Source organism: Microbacterium testaceum (genome assembly GCF_003075375.1).
Lineage (GTDB): Bacteria > Actinomycetota > Actinomycetes > Actinomycetales > Microbacteriaceae > Microbacterium > Microbacterium testaceum_E.
Genome location: NZ_QDFT01000017.1, coordinates 15925 through 30944 on the forward strand (window position 1 = coordinate 15925; position 15020 = coordinate 30944).

At 72.2% G+C, this 15020-nt stretch carries 11 protein-coding genes; 6 read left to right on the forward strand and 5 right to left on the reverse strand.

What is annotated here, in order from left to right:
- Nucleotides 1-5 precede the first annotated feature (5 nt).
- The 5 genes from DC432_RS08550 to treZ all read left to right on the forward strand — a co-directional run bounded on the left by DC432_RS08550 (nt 6) and on the right by treZ (nt 7935).
- On the forward strand, nt 6-854 hold the full coding sequence (locus tag DC432_RS08550; RefSeq protein WP_116537493.1) for a transposase: 849 nt from the start codon (nt 6-8) through the stop codon (nt 852-854).
- Complete coding sequence (locus DC432_RS08555; protein ID WP_165801226.1) at nt 851-1336, forward strand: glutaminase; 486 nt, start codon at nt 851-853, stop codon at nt 1334-1336. Before DC432_RS08550 ends, DC432_RS08555 begins: the two co-directional genes overlap by 4 nt.
- 115 nt (nt 1337-1451) lie before the next feature.
- Nucleotides 1452-3674, forward strand: coding sequence for a glycogen debranching protein GlgX (glgX, locus tag DC432_RS08560; RefSeq protein WP_243393079.1), 2223 nt, complete (start codon nt 1452-1454; stop codon nt 3672-3674).
- A 5-nt stretch (nt 3675-3679) separates the two neighbouring features.
- Nucleotides 3680-6085, forward strand: coding sequence for a malto-oligosyltrehalose synthase (treY, locus tag DC432_RS08565; protein WP_116537494.1), 2406 nt, complete (start codon nt 3680-3682; stop codon nt 6083-6085).
- A gap of 62 nt (nt 6086-6147) precedes the next feature.
- Complete coding sequence (gene treZ / locus DC432_RS08570; protein ID WP_279304112.1) at nt 6148-7935, forward strand: malto-oligosyltrehalose trehalohydrolase; 1788 nt, start codon at nt 6148-6150, stop codon at nt 7933-7935.
- Between the two features lie 38 nt (nt 7936-7973).
- Here the strand turns inward: treZ and DC432_RS08575 are convergent, their stop codons facing one another.
- A complete protein-coding gene (locus DC432_RS08575) occupies nt 7974-9092 on the reverse strand; it encodes an ROK family protein (RefSeq protein ID WP_116537496.1) in 1119 nt (372 codons plus the stop codon).
- A 56-nt stretch (nt 9093-9148) separates the two neighbouring features.
- On the opposite strand from DC432_RS08575, the gene DC432_RS08580 reads away from it, so the two are divergent.
- The gene (locus tag DC432_RS08580) at nt 9149-11269 is read left to right on the forward strand and encodes an alpha-galactosidase (protein ID WP_116537497.1); all 2121 of its coding nucleotides are present in this window, start codon (nt 9149-9151) and stop codon (nt 11267-11269) included.
- 39 nt (nt 11270-11308) lie between these two features.
- Here the strand turns inward: DC432_RS08580 and DC432_RS08585 are convergent, their stop codons facing one another.
- From DC432_RS08585 to DC432_RS08600, 4 genes are all read right to left on the reverse strand, one after another.
- Nucleotides 11309-12355 carry a sodium:calcium antiporter gene (locus DC432_RS08585; RefSeq protein WP_116537498.1) on the reverse strand — a complete coding sequence of 349 codons (1047 nt, stop codon included), beginning with the start codon at nt 12353-12355 and terminating at the stop codon, nt 11309-11311.
- Nucleotides 12356-12425: 70 nt separating this feature from the next.
- Nucleotides 12426-13241, reverse strand: coding sequence for a tryptophan-rich sensory protein (locus tag DC432_RS08590; RefSeq protein ID WP_116537499.1), 816 nt, complete (start codon nt 13239-13241; stop codon nt 12426-12428).
- A gap of 234 nt (nt 13242-13475) precedes the next feature.
- On the reverse strand, nt 13476-14204 hold the full coding sequence (locus DC432_RS08595) for a glutamine amidotransferase-related protein (protein WP_116537500.1): 729 nt from the start codon (nt 14202-14204) through the stop codon (nt 13476-13478).
- Nucleotides 14205-14279: 75 nt separating this feature from the next.
- Nucleotides 14280-15014 (reverse strand): LysR substrate-binding domain-containing protein, encoded by a 735-nt coding sequence (locus DC432_RS08600; protein ID WP_116537501.1) that lies wholly within the window; start codon nt 15012-15014, stop codon nt 14280-14282.
- Nucleotides 15015-15020: the final 6 nt, after the last annotated feature.

Consider the following 15020-nt stretch of genomic DNA (forward strand, 5'->3'; position numbering starts at 1 on the left):
GGACGATGAGCGACGACGACGACCGCCTCGACGAGGTCGCCGCCGAACTGCTCTCGCTCCCGCCCGCGCGCTTCACCGCGACGCGAAACGAACGCGCCGCCTCGGGCGGCGCTCTGGGGCGCCGGATTGCGAAGCTGCGCAAGCCCACGGTCGCCGCGTGGGCGGTCAACCTGCTCGTCCGCGACGGACAGTTGGGCGAGGCGGTCGAGCTGTCGCGCGCCCTGCACGAGGCCCAGGACGACCTGGATGCCGCCGAGCTGTCGCGCCTGGGCCGTCAGCGTCGCCAGCTGGTCGCCGCTCTCGCCCGCCGCGCCGCGGAACTCGCCGCCGAGGCGGGTACGCCGCTGAGCGCGTCCGTCGCCGACGCCGTGCAGAAGACCGTGAACGCCGCGATCGTCGACGAGCGGGCCGCGGCCGCCATCCTGACCGGGCGCCTGACGGCGGCCGTCGACCTCGCGGATCTGGATGCCGGGTCGTTCGGCGACGCGGTGGCGGGCTCGGTGCCCGATATCGTGCCCGCGCCCGCCGCGGCCCGTGACGATCTCGCCGCCCGCCGCGCCCGCAAGGCCGCGGAACGGGCGCTGCGCGAGGCCGAGCGGACCCGCGCCGACGCCGAACGCGAGCTGACGGCGAGCGACCGGCGACTCGCGACGGCGCGCGAACGATCCGACCGGGCCGGCGAGCGCGTCGACGGCCTGCGGGCGGAGCTGTCGAAGGCCGAACACGATCTCGCGGCCGCCGAGGAAGCCGTCCGCGCACGCGAGGGGGAGCGCGCCGATGCCGCCGACGCCCTGCGCGCGGCCGAGAGTGCGCGCGAGCGGGCCGCCGCCGCGCGGGACGAGGGGGACCGGTGAACCAGCGTGTGACGGATCTGCTGCGGGGAGCGCGTGAGCGCCTGGCGGACGCGCCGCGCGAGCGCATCGGCGACCTGCAGGAGGGGCGGCGGCTGCTCGGCATCCCCCGTGCGTCCCGCATCGCGCCGCGGGGTACGGCCTGGCACCTGGGGGTGCTGTTGCTGACCGACGGCGAGGTGCTCGCGACCGGCGACATCGTGCGGTCGCGCGCCGAGGTGCGCCGCGGTTTCGCCGCCGAGTCGCAACGTCGGCGTGCGGAGCTCGCGGCCGCCGCGGCGCGCGGGGGAGTCCCCGAGGGCGAGACGGTGCACATCGGCTGGCGGCCCCTCGACCTGGACGGCCTGGACGCCCGGTCGGCACCCCTGGCCGTGCGCGAGGGCGAAGCGCTCGTGCGCTGGAGCGCCGCCGGCGGCTACATGCCCCTCGAGCGCTACCTCGACGAGCGCATCGAGCTGCTGCGGCATCCGCCTGAGCGCGCCTGACGCGCGCGTCGCGTCGAGGGAGCGATCGGCATAGAGACCCGCGCGCATAGTCGGGGGGTGGCCGGGTGTCAACAGCCGTGACCGCGACCTTCACGGGAAACGACGCTGGTCTATCGTGAGCGACGTGCAGCAGGTATGGCCAGGATCCAGTTATCCCCTCGGGGCCACTTACGACGGTAACGGGACGAACTTCGCCCTGTTCAGTGAAGGAGCGGAAAAGGTAGAGCTCTGCCTCTTCGACGAGGACGGAACGGAGACGTGCTTCGAGCTCATCGACGTCGACGCCTTCGTCTGGCACGCGTACCTTCCCAACGTCCAGCCCGGACAGCGGTACGGCTATCGCGTGCACGGGGAGTACGACCCCGCCAACGGAAAGCGCTTCAACCCCGCCAAGCTCCTGCTCGACCCCTACGCGAAGGCCGTCGAGGGCCAGATCGACTGGGGCCAGCCGGTCTTCAGCTACGAGTTCGGCGACCCCGACTCGTTCAACGACGAGGACTCCGCCCCGCACATGATGAAGGGCGTGGTCATCAACCCGTTCTTCGACTGGTCGGGCGACCGTCAGCCCAAGATCCCCTACGCCGAGAGCTTCATCTACGAGGCGCACGTGCGCGGTCTGACGCAGCTGCACCCCGACGTCCCCGAGGAGCTGCGCGGCACCTACGCCGGCATCGCCCACCCCGCGGTCATCGAGCACCTCAAGAAGCTCGGCATCACCGCCATCGAGCTCATGCCGGTGCACCAGTTCGTGAACGACTCGACCCTCGAAGAGAAGGGCCTGTCGAACTACTGGGGCTACAACACCATCGCCTTCTTCGCGCCGCAGAACACCTACTCCTCGACCGGTGACCACGGTCAGCAGGTGCAGGAATTCAAGGCCATGGTCAAGGCGCTACACGCCGCCGGCATCGAGGTCATCCTCGACGTGGTCTACAACCACACCGCCGAGGGCAACCACATGGGCCCCACCCTGTCGATGCGCGGCATCGACAACGAGGCGTACTACCGCCTCGAGGACGACGACAAGCGCTACTACACCGACTACACCGGCACCGGCAACAGCATGAACGTGGGCAACCCCCACACGCTGCAGCTGATCATGGACTCGCTGCGCTACTGGGTGCTCGAGATGCACGTCGACGGCTTCCGCTTCGACCTCGCCTCGACCCTCGCGCGCGAGTTCTACGAGGTCGACCGTCTCGCGGCGTTCTTCGAACTCGTGCAGCAGGACCCGATCGTCTCGCAGGTCAAGCTGATCGCCGAGCCCTGGGACGTCGGCCCCGGCGGATACCAGGTCGGCAACTTCCCGCCCCAGTGGACCGAGTGGAACGGCAAGTACCGCGACACCGTCCGCGACTTCTGGCGCGGCGAGCCCCAGGCCCTCGCGGAGTTCGCCTCGCGCCTGACCGGCTCGGCCGACCTGTACGAGCACTCGGGCCGCTTCCCCGTGGCATCCATCAACTTCGTCACCGCCCACGACGGCTTCACGCTGCGCGACCTCGTGTCGTACAACGAGAAGCACAACGACGCCAACGGCGAAGACAACAACGACGGCGAATCGCACAACCGCTCCAGCAACATGGGCGTCGAAGGTCCCACCGACGACCCCGAGGTGCTCAAGCGCCGTGCGCAGCAGCAGCGCAACTTCATCGCGACGCTGCTGCTGAGCCAGGGCGTGCCGATGCTGCTGCACGGCGACGAACTCGGTCGCACCCAGGGCGGAAACAACAACGGCTACGCCCAGGACAACGAGATCACGTGGGTGGATTGGTCGAGCATCGACACCCCCCTGATCGAGTTCACCGCGGCCCTTGCCCGTCTGCGCAAGCAGCACCCCACCTTCCGCCGCAGCCGGTTCTTCGACGGACGCCCGGTCAAGATGGAGGAGGGCGCGCCGATCCCCGACGTGGTGTGGACGCGGCCCGACGGCTCGCTCATGCAGCCCGAGGACTGGGACAACGGCTTCGGCCTGGCGGTGGGGGTCTTCCTCAACGGCCAGGGCATCCGCGAGCGCGACCGCCGCGGCGAGTCGATCAGCGACGACCACTTCCTCGTGCTGTTCAACGCCGGTGACGACAAGGTCGACTTCCGCCTCCCCGACTTCGAGTACGCCCCCAAGTGGGACGCGTACGTCGACACCGCCGGAGAGCGCGCGAACACCGAGCCGCTCAACCCGGGCGAGACGCTTCCGCTCGAGCCGAAATCGCTCATGGTCCTACGCGAGCACCATCTGCCCGAGCCCGAGGTCGACCACTCGGTCGCCGCCTCGCTCACGGCCCAGATCCAGACCATCGGCACCGACGACCTGCCCGGGCAGGCGCCCAAGCCGGAGCTCTGAGCGACATGCGGCATCCGCTCTCGACCTACCGCCTGCAGATCCGCGACAGCTTCACCCTCGACGACGCCGCCGAGGTCACGGGTTATCTCCGTGACCTCGGGGTGTCGTGGGCGTACCTCTCGCCGCTGCTGGAGGCCACGCCCGGGTCCGACCACGGGTACGACGTCGTCGACGTCACCCGGGTCGACCCCGCGCGGGGAGGCGCCGAGGGGCTCGACCGGTTCGTGCGCGCCGCGCGCGCCGACGAGCTCGGCATCCTCATCGACATCGTTCCGAACCACATGGGCGTCTCGGAGCCGCGCAGCAACGCGTGGTGGTGGGACGTCCTGCGTCAGGGCCGCGCGTCGGCCCACGCGGACTCGTTCGACATCGACTGGGAGTTCGGCGACGGCAAGGTGCGGGTGCCGATCCTGGGCGCCGACCTGGCCGACGAGATCGGCGAGATCTCGTACGACCCGACGCCCGCGGGCGATGCGCCCGACGGTCTGATCCGCTACTACGAGCACGCCTTCCCGGTCGCGCCGGGGACGGGGACGGATGCCGCGGCCTCGGGCTCGCGGTCCGCGATCGAGCAGCTGCTCGCCGCGCAGAACTTCGAGCTGCGGTTCTGGCAGGACGAGGCGGCCGACCTCAACTACCGGCGGTTCTTCGCGGTGACGACCCTCGCGGGCGTGCGCGTCGAGCTGCCCGAGGTGTTCGACGCCACGCACGCCGAGATCCTCCGCTGGGTGCGCGAGGGGCTCGCGGACGGACTGCGCGTGGACCACCCGGACGGCCTCGTCGACCCGGGCGGCTACCTCGACCGGCTCGCCGTCGCCCTCGAGGACGCCGGCGAGGGCGAGGTCGGCTACGTGCTCGGCGAGAAGATCCTCGAGCACGGCGAAGCCCTGCCCTCGTGGTGGAAGACCGCCGGCACCACCGGCTACGACGCTCTCGCCGAGATCGACCGCGTGCTGACCGATCCCGCCGGAGAGGCGGCGTTGGACGCCCTCGATGCGCGCCTGCGCGTCGACAGCGACCTCGCGCCGCTGACCGGCTGGCACGACCTGATCCACGACACCAAGCGCAAGATCGCCGACTCGATCCAGGTGTCGGAGATCCGCCGCATCGTGCGGGGGCTTCCCGCATCGCTTCGCGAGGAGTTCGAGGCCGACGTCCTGCAGGACGCGCTCGCCGAGATCCTCGCCTGCTTCCCCGTCTACCGCTCCTATCTGCCGGCCGGCCGCGCGCACCTCGACGCCGCCGCGGGCGAGGCCGAGGTGCGCCGCCCCGAACTGGGCGACGTCATCGAGAAGCTCGTCCCGGTGCTCGCCGACACGAGCCTCGAGGTCGCCTGGCGGTTCCAGCAGACGACCGGTCCCGTGATGGCGAAGGGCGTCGAGGACACCGCGTTCTACCGCTACACCCGCCTGGGCTCGCTCACCGAGGTGGGCGGCGATCCGGGCGAGTTCTCGCTCGACGTCGCGGGCTTCCACACCGCGCAGGCGCTGCGGCACGCGTCGTGGCCGACCGCCATGACCACGCTGTCGACGCACGACACCAAGCGCGGCGAGGACACGCGCGCCCGCATTGCGGTGCTCGCGGAGATCCCCGAACGCTGGGCCGAGGTGCTCGCCGAGTTCCGCGGCATCGCGTCGACCGGACACGGGCCCTTCGACAACCTGCTCTGGCAGGCGATCGTCGGGGCGTGGCCCGCGTCGGCCTCGACGCCCGAGGGCCTGAAGGTCTACCGGGAGCGTCTGCACGCGTACGCCGAGAAGGCGGCGCGAGAGGCGTCCGAGGCCACGGGCTGGTGGGAGCAGGACGAGGCCTTCGAGGAGCGCATGCACGCGGTCGTCGACGCGGCCACCGGACCCGCCGCCGAACGCGTGCGCGCCTTCGTCGACGAGATCTCGCCGGCGGGCTGGTCGAACGGCCTGTCGGCCAAGCTGCTGCAGATCATGGGCCCCGGCGTCCCCGACGTCTACCAGGGCTCGGAGCTGTGGGAGCAGTCGCTCGTCGACCCCGACAACCGCCGCGCGGTCGATTTCGCCGAGCGGGCCCGCCTGCTCGCGCAGATCGATGCGCCGGGGGCACGTCCTCCCGCGGTGGATGCCACGGGCGCGGCCAAGCTGCTCGTGACCTCGCGCGCCCTGCGGCTGCGACGCGAGCACCCGCTCGAGATCTACCGTCCGCTGGAAGCGGCGGGAGTGGCATCCGCTCACGTCGTGGCGTTCGACCGCGGCGGCGTGTTCGCCGTGGCGACCCGCCTGCCCCACGGGCTGAAGGCCGCGGGCGGCTGGCGCGACACGGTCGTGCTGCTGCCCGATACGCCCGTCGTCGACGTGCTGACCGGTCGATCCTTCGCCGGCGGCCCGACCCCCCTGGCCGATCTGCTGGCGTTCCTCCCGGTCGCACTGCTGATCTTCTGACCCTCTCTTCGCGAGCGCGTGAGGCGCCGGGAATCGCCGCCTCACGCGCTCGCGAAGCGACAATTCCTGGCACCTCACGCGGAGAGAAGGACACCGGCATGAGCATCGACGTTTGGGCACCGAAAGCAGAGCGGGTGCGGCTGCGCCGGTTGGACGACAGCGGCGACACCGTGATCGAGGACATCGAGATGGAGTCCGCGACGGACGGCTGGTGGACGGCGCCGGTCGACCTGACCGACGGCGAGCGGTACGGCTTCGTGCTGGGCGACGGCGACGATCTGCGTCCCGACCCGCGCTCGCGTCGTCAGCCCGGCGGCGTGCACGAGGCCTCGGCGTGGTTCGATCCCTCTGTCTACGCGTGGAACGACGCCGCCTGGACGGGCAAGCAGCTCGCCGGCGGTCTGATCTACGAGCTGCACCTGGGCACCTTCACCCCCGAGGGGACCCTGGATGCCGCGATCGGCCGGCTCGACCACCTGGTCGATCTCGGGGTGACCCACGTCGAACTGCTGCCGGTGAACGGCTTCAACGGCACGTGGAACTGGGGCTACGACGGGGTGCTCTGGTACACCGTCCACGAGGCCTACGGCGGACCCGAGGCCTACCAGCGCTTCGTCGACGCCGCCCACGCGGCGGGGCTGGCCGTCATCCAGGACGTCGTCTACAACCACCTCGGCCCCTCGGGCAACTACCTGCCCGAGTTCGGCGCGTACCTGCGCGAGGGCAGCCGCAACACCTGGGGCGACTCGGTCAACCTCGATGAGGACGCCGTGCGCGCCTACATCGTCGAGAACGCCCTGATGTGGATGAGCGATTACCACGTCGACGGTCTTCGCCTGGATGCCGTGCACGCGCTGCTCGACCATCGCGACCCGCACGTGCTGCAGGAGATCGCCGAGCGCACCGACGCCCTGTCGGCGCACCGCGGCATCCCGCTCACGACCATCGCCGAGAGCGACATGAACGACCCGAAGCTGATCCTCCCCCGCGAGGCCGGCGGCTACGGACTCACGGCGCAGTGGTCGGACGACTGGCATCACACGGCGCACGTCGCCCTGACCGGCGAGACGACCGGCTACTACGAGGACTTCGCCGACCTCGACGCCTTCCGCAAGGTCAGCGAGGGCGGCTTCTTCCACGACGGCACCTACTCGTCGTTCCGCGAGGAGAAGCACGGCAAGCCGATCCCGGACGACGTGCCCAACTGGCGACTCGTCACCTGCGCGCAAGACCACGACCAGATCGGCAATCGCGCCGCCGGAGACCGCCTGTCGCAGACGCTCGGCTACGACCGGCTCGCCGCCGCCGCCGTGCTGACCCTCACCGCTCCCGGAACGCCGATGCTGTTCATGGGCGAGGAGTGGGGCGCCACGACCCCGTGGCAGTTCTTCACCTCGCACCCCGAGCCCGAGCTCGGCAAGCTCACCGCCGAGGGGCGCATCGCCGAGTTCGCCAAGATGGGCTGGGACGAGGACAGCGTCCCCGACCCGCAGGACCCCTCGACGTTCGAGAACTCGAAGCTCGACTGGGACGAGGTCGGCGAGGGCGATCACGCCCAGCTGCTGGGTCTGTACCGCGAGCTGGCGAAGCTCCGCCGCGAGCGTCCCGAGCTGACCGATCCCTCCCGCGAGGGCCTGTCTGCCGCGGCGCGCGAGGCCGAGGGCGGGCGCGTCTACGAACTGCACCGCGGCGACCTGATGGTCGTGGTGAACCTCTCGGATGCCGAGGCCTCGGCATCCGTCGCCCCCGGCGCCCGCGTCCTGCTGGCCACCGCCGAGGGCGTGGTGCTCGACGGCTCCGCCGTCACCGTTCCCGCGGGAGCCAGCGCGATCGTCGCCCCCGCGCTCTGACCGGCCGCCGACGGCCCCGCTCCTCCGGGGCGGGGCCGTCAGCGTGCGAGGTCGATACGGCCCATCGCGGCCTGGATGGCGACCGCGGCCGCTCCGCGTGCCCACGCCGTGAACCCGGAGTGGTCCGGGTGGAGCGATACGGGGGACGCCGAGGGCGGGCGGAGCTGCGAGACCGCCGCCTCGGTGCGTTCGCGCAGCAGGTCGAAGGCCTGCATCCCCTCGCCCGCGAGCACGACGTCGGAATGCAGCGAGAGGGTGGTCGCGAGGGCGCAGAGCGCGCCGAGGGCGTCGCCCGTGTCGGCGAACAGTTCGCGCAGCACCGGGTCCCCGGCGCGTGCGAGGGCGATCGCGTCATCGAAGCCGATCGCGCGCCCGAGGGCCCGCGACGCCCGCCGCTCGACCGCCGTGGTGGTCAGCAGGGCGTCGGCGCAGCCGCGGTGCCCGAGCGGGCAGGGCGGGCCGTCCGCGCGGAGCGGCAGATGGCCGACCGTGCCGATTCCGGCGTCGGGGGTGCGCACCGTTCGACCGTCGACGACCAGCCCCAGGCCCACCCCGGCGCCGATCGTGACGACGAGGAATCCGGGGATGCCGCGCCCCACCCCGAACCAGCGTTCGGCCTCGGCGAGGGCCACGACGTCGTTCTCGATCGCCACGGGGACGTCGAGCACGTCCTCGAGCGTCCGGGCGAGGGGGACGTCGTGCCAGTCGAGGAACGGGGCATGGACGGCGACGCCGTCGGCGACGTGCCCGCCGAGGCTCACGCCCACCCCGCGGACGTCGTCCCGACCGAGGGCTTCGACCGCCTCGACGATCGCGAGGCACGCGCCCCGGGGCGAGGGGTCGTCGAGCGGCCGGTCCCGCGCGTCGAGCAGGTCGGCGCGGACGTCGGTCGCCACGACGTGCACGCGGTCGCCGGTGAGCTTGACGCCGACGAACGTCCCCGCCGCGGGCGAGATGTCGAGGGGGCGCGAGGGGCGGCCCACCGTGCCGTCGCCGTCATCGTCGAGCTCGATGAGCACGCCGGCGGACAGGAGCGGTCGAGCCAGCCGCGTCAGGCTCGCGGGCGAGAGGTGCAGGCGCGCGGCGAGGGTGCGCCGCGACAGCGGCCCGTGCAGCAGCACCTCGCGGGCGACGGCGGACTCGCTCTCGGTGAGCACGGCAACCTCCTTCGCCGGTCGGATCGACCAATATGTTCCGTGATAAAAATAATGCCATGTCGCACTCCGCTCCGACGGCCCTCCACCTGCGCAACGGGGGGACGAGCGTCGTCGTCGACCTCACCGCGCCCGCCCTGATCCACTGGGGGCCCGACCTCGGCGACCTCTCGCCGGAGGACCTGTCGTCGATGGTCGTCGCGGCGCAACCGCAGCGCGTTTCGGGCGGGATCGACCAGACCCCTCGCCTGACCCTCGTCCCGACCGCGGCGGCGGGCTGGCCCGGTACTCCCGGGTTCGAGGGCGGGCGCGGCGGAGTGGTGCAGGGAACGGTCTTCTCGCTGGCATCCGCCGAGCCCCGGTCCACCGGCGCGACCCTGCACCTCGTCGACGAGCAGCGCGCGATCCGCCTGCGCGTCGAGCTCGACGTGGGTGCCGCCGGGCTCGTCACCCAGCGCCTCACCGTCGTGAACGACGGCGTCGACGATCTCGTCGTCCAGACGCTGCAGCCGACGTTCCCGCTGCCGTGGGACGCGACCGAGATCCTCGACACGACCGGCCGGCACCTGCGCGAGCGCTCCTCGCAGCGTCACGCCTTCACCTTCGGCACGCACGTGCGCGAGAGCCGCCGCGGGCGCCCCGGCGCCGACGCGACGCTGCTGCTGGCGGCCGGGCGCCCCGGCTTCGGTTTCGAGAACGGCCGGGTGCACGGCATCCACGTCGCCTGGAGCGGAAACCAGCGCGTCCTCGCCGAACGCCTGCCGCTGGGCGAGGCGCTGCTCGCGGGCGGCGAGCTCACCGCGTGGGGAGAGATCGTGCTCGGCCCCGGCGGCGAGGTGTCCTCGCCGACCGTCTACGGGTCGTGGGGCGAGGGCCTCGACCAGCTCGCGGCGCGCTTCCACGACGCGTGGCGGGCACGGCCGCAGCACCCCGCGCGCCCTCGCCCGATCACGCTGAACACGTGGGAGGCGGTGTACTTCGACCACCGCCTGCCGAAGCTCCTCGAGCTCGCCGACGTCGCCGCCGGGATCGGCGTCGAACGGTTCGTGCTGGACGACGGCTGGTTCCGCCACCGCCGCGACGACACCGCGGGACTGGGGGACTGGTACGTCGACGAGGGCGTCTGGCCCGACGGGCTGAGCCCGCTCGCCGACCACGTCGTCGGACTCGGCATGGAGTTCGGCCTCTGGTTCGAGCCCGAGATGGTCAACCCCGACAGCGACGTCGCGCGCGCCCACCCCGAATGGATCCTGCGCGGCCGCGACGAACTGCCGCCCTCCGCCCGCCAGCAGCAGGTGCTCAACCTGGCGAACGCCGACGCGTACGCGTACATCCTCGAGCGCATGACCGAGGTGCTCCGGACCTACCCGATCGCCTACGTCAAGTGGGACCACAATCGCGACCTCGTGGATGCCGCGACCGGTCCCGGCGGCGGTTCGGCCGTGCACGCCCACACGCTCGCCGTCTACCGGCTGATCGACGAGCTGAAGGCCGTGTTCCCCGGCCTCGAGATCGAGAGCTGCGCCTCGGGCGGGGCGCGGGTGGATCTCGGCATCCTGGACCGTAGCGACCGCATCTGGACGAGCGACTGCCTCGATCCCGTCGAGCGGCTCGAGACGCAGCGCTACACCGCGCTGGTCGTCCCGCCCGAGATGATGGGCATGCACCTGACCACCCCGCACGTGCACTCGACCGGTCGCACCGTCTCGCTCGCGTTCAGCGGAGCGGTGGCGCTGTTCGGGCACTTCGGCATCGAGTGGGACCTCACCACCCTCGAAGACCGCGACCGCGCGCTCGTGGGCGAGTGGGTGGCCCTCGCGCGGCGGGTGCGCCCGCTGGTGGCGACCGGGCGGCTCGTCACCGTCGACACCACCGACCCGGGCCTCGACGTGCGCGGCGTGGTCGCGGCCGATCGCGACCGGGCGTTCTTCACGATCGCGCAGACCCAGACGCTCATCGCCTCGCCGGCGGGACGCGTGCGACTGCCCGGACTCGACCCCGACCGCTCGTACCGTGTGCGCCTGGTCACCCCCGGGGGCGTCGTGCAGGAGCCGGCGCAGTCGCCGCTGCCGTGGGCGCACCACGACACGGTGCTGACCGGTCGTCAGCTGGCCGAGGCCGGCATCCGTCCGCCCGTGCAGAACCCGCAGCAGGCGGTGGTGGTGGAGCTGACGGCGTGAGCATCGCCGGCCGGGGGCGATGACGCGTCGCGATCGGGCTCAGCCCGCGACCGCGAACAGCCCGGCCACGCCCACCGCGTAGAGCACGAGGACGACGAACGAGTCGACGCCCATACCGATGAGGCGGCGGCGGGGGCGGAAGATGAGCCCGACCACGTAGACGAGGGTCAACAGCGCCGCCAGCGCCGTCAGGTAGATGTCGGCGCCGTTCGCGCGCGGCAGCACGGCCGACCCCGAGATCACCGTGGCGAGCAGGAACAGCACGGGCAAGAAGGCGTTGCCGCCGAAGATGTCGCTGATCGCCAGGTTGTCGTCGCCCTGCCTGATCGCCTGCAGGCCCGTGGAGATCTCGGGCAGGGACGTCGCGAGCGCCAGTACGGTCGCGCCGAACAGCACTCCCGACAGGCCGATCTGCGACGAGGCCGCGTCGCCCGCGCGCTCCAGGACCACACCGGCCCCGAGCGTGGCGAGCGCCGAGAGCGAGAAGACGACGACCGCCTTCCTCGTCCCCATCCTCTTGCGGTCCGTCGTCTTCGCGGGCTTCGGGGTCGCGTCGGGAGCCCGGCCGTCCTCGTGCCAGGGCAGGTGCGCGCCGGCGCGCTGGACGAGGATCAGACCGACGATCCACAGGGCGGCGATCAGCACCACGTCGGGGGTCAGGCGCAGCACCTCGAGGCCGTCCGGCAGCTGGCTGCCCGCGATGACCACCGCGAGGACGGCGACCACCACCAGGCCCTCGAGGACCAGTGTGAGGGATGCCGCGCGGTACGTCAGCGGCTTCACCCCGCGTCCGCGCTTGCCGAACGCGTCGAGGATCACGAGCACCACGGTCTGCAGGGCGATCCCGCCCAGGATGTTGCCGACGGCCACCTCGAGGTTGCCCGCCATCGCGGCCGACACGGTGATCGCGATCTCGGGCAGGTTCGTGGCCACCGCCAGGACGATCAGCCCGCCCAGCGCGCTGCCGAGATGCAGGCGCGCATCGAGGACGTCGGTCGCCTTGGACAGCTGGATGCCGGCCACCCACACCACCGCGGCGGCGGCGACGAAGATGACGACGAGAAGAGCGAGAGGCAGCGAGTCCACGGCCCGATTACACGCCCCGCGGCCGTGGTGCGCGTGCCGCTTGCGCGGGGGAGCGCGAGGGCCTAGGCGCTCAGTCGACGCTCGGGCGGACCAGCCGCAGGACGCTCACCGCGACGGGCGGCAGCAGCACGATCACGGCGACGATGATCGCCGTGACCCCGATGGGTCCGCTCTGCGGCTCACCGGTGAAGCGCTCCACGGCGAGCCAGCTCAGACCCCACGCGAGGGCGATCGCGGGCGTGACGCGCCAGCCGCTGCGCCACGCGATGGCCAGACCGATGAGGGCCACCACGAGCAGGACGGCGATGCCGATGGCATCCGCTGCGCCCTCCCACTCCGCGGGGACGATGGTCGTGAGCCACGCGGCCGTGTTGGCGACGGTGGCGAGGGTGACCCAGCCCAGGTGCAGACCGGTCACGCCGTCGATCAGCACGGAGTCCGCGAAGCCGCCCCGGGGTTCGCGGGTCGCGACCGCGACGCGGAACGTCCAGCCGAGGGCCGCGAGGAGCAGCACGATCACGACCACCGTGAGAAAAAGCGTGCCGAAGCGCGCCGCCACCAGCCACAGGCCGTTCAGGGTCATGGTCAGCGCGATGAGCCAGCCGAGCGCGCGCTGGCGGGGGTTCGTGCGCTGACCGGGCAGGGCCTGCCAGATCGCGTACGCGATGAGCCCCAGGTAGATGACCGACCAGATCGAGAAGGCGGGCCCGGCCGGGGCGAGATAGGAACCGCTCGTGCTGAGGGCTCCGCCCTGCTGATCCTCGACCGCGGTGCTGCCGAAGGCCCCGGCGCCGATGACCGCCGCGATCAGCATGAACGACAGGGCGGAGAGGACGACGATCTGGCGAGCGAGGTCCGAGCCCCGCCATGCGGCTGTTGCGTTCATGAGTAGAACACTAGAAAAGCTAGGTAAATACCGGGCTCGGGGTTGACAGCGGCGGGGAGGGGGCGTTCGTGCCTGGGGTGGCCGGCTCGGCGGCTCCGGTGGGTCGGCAGACCGGTAGGCCGGCAGACCGGTAGGCCGGTAGGCCGGTAGCCCGGTAGCCCGGTAGCCCGGAGTCCGGCAGACCGGCAGCTCAGGCGACGACGGCGGCTCAGGCGGCGACGGCGGCCGGCGGGTTCAGGCGGCGACGGCGCGCGCGGCGAACGAGCGCAGCAGGCGCGTGGGCTGCTCGACCGAGGCGGTGCGCACGTGGGCGGACACCTCGTCGAACGCGTCGGCGTCGAAGTATCCGGCGTCGCGGTAGACCCGCATGCGCGCCACGAACGCGTCGGTGGTCGGCTCGGGGTGGAACTGGGTCGCCCACAGCCCGACTCCCGCGCGGTAGGCCTGCACCGGGCACAGGTCGTTCTCGGCGAGCAGCGTCGCGCCCGGGGGCACGCTCGCGGCCGCCTCTTTGTGCGCGGTGAGCGCCTCGAAGCGCGGCTGCAGCAGGCCGAACAGCTCGTCGGCGCGCCCGTCGCGGGTCAATGAGATGGCAGCCGGGCCCGTTCCCTCGGGATGCCGCAGAGTCACCTCGCCGCCCAGCAACCGCGTCACCACCCCGATGCCGTAGCAGGTGAACATCGCGTTCGTGCGTCCCTCGATGGCCGCCGCCGCGAGCCGCTCGAGGTCGCGCTCGAGCCGTCGCTGCTCGTCGGTCTTGTCGGGATCGGTGACGTTGAACGGGCTGCCTCCCACGACGACCGCGGCGAAGCGGTCCAGGTCGGCGGGCAGCGGCTCGCGCACGAGGTCGTGGTGCACGAGTTCGTCGGAACGCACCCCGAGGCCGTCGCGGAACGACTCCCATTCCGCCACGGCCGCATCGCGCTGCGGGCGGGCGCAGACGTAGAGCAGGGACGCGGTCACCCAGGGATTCTATGCGGGGTGAACCTCATGGATGCCGAGGGTGAAACGCAACGACACCGGCGACCGTGCGGCGGGTCAGCGCGAGGACTGCGCCGTGCGGCCGCGAACGATCCCGACGAACGTGTCGACATCGGGGGTCGTGCGCTCGCGCGGCCAGGCCAGGGCCACCGCGGACACGGGGCCGTCGCGCAGGACGCGGTACTCCACGTCGCGCCGCCGATGGGCCCGGGCCAGCGACATCGGGACGATCACGACGCCGACGCCCGCGGCGACGGTGGCGATCGCGTCGGCGGTGTCCGCCGGAGGCGTGAACGCCGGGGGGACGGCATCCGGGACCGTGAGGTGAACCACGTCGTCGGCCGGGACGATCACGACCTCGCCCGCGAGATCGGCCAGATCGAGCTCTTCGGCCGCGGTCAGGTCGGAGTCCGCCGACATGACGACCACGGGCTGCTCCTCGTAGAGGCGGATCACGTGCAGGTCGTCGGGGTCGTCGAGGGGGAGGCGGACCAGGGCGGCGTCGACCTCGTCGAGGGCGGAGCGCTGGGTGGCCACGGGGATCTCGCGCAGTTCGAGGGTGACGTGCGGCATCCGCTCCCGCCACAGGGCGATCCACTTGCCGGGGGTCGCGCCCGGGATCGCGCCCAGGACGAACGAGCGCGGTTCTTCAGCGGGCGTGCGCTCCGGCGTCGCGCGGGCACGGGGAGCGGGCTTCTTCGCACCGGCGGTCCGCTTCGTCGCGGACGGTTTCGTCCCGCCCGCCCGACGCGGAGCGCCGCCGCGTCCGCGGGATCCGCTGCCGTTCGCCATGGCTCC

Excerpts from the sequence above, each read along its gene's own strand:
- DC432_RS08580 (WP_116537497.1), top strand. The coding sequence starts at position 9,149 with ATGTCGCACTCCGCTCCGACGGCCCTCCACCTGCGCAACGGGGGGACG.
- DC432_RS08550 (WP_116537493.1), top strand. The coding sequence starts at position 6 with ATGAGCGACGACGACGACCGCCTCGACGAGGTCGCCGCCGAACTGCTC.
- DC432_RS08590 (WP_116537499.1), bottom strand. The coding sequence starts at position 13,241 with ATGAACGCAACAGCCGCATGGCGGGGCTCGGACCTCGCTCGCCAGATC.
- treY (WP_116537494.1), top strand. The coding sequence starts at position 3,680 with ATGCGGCATCCGCTCTCGACCTACCGCCTGCAGATCCGCGACAGCTTC.
- DC432_RS08600 (WP_116537501.1), bottom strand. The coding sequence starts at position 15,014 with ATGGCGAACGGCAGCGGATCCCGCGGACGCGGCGGCGCTCCGCGTCGG.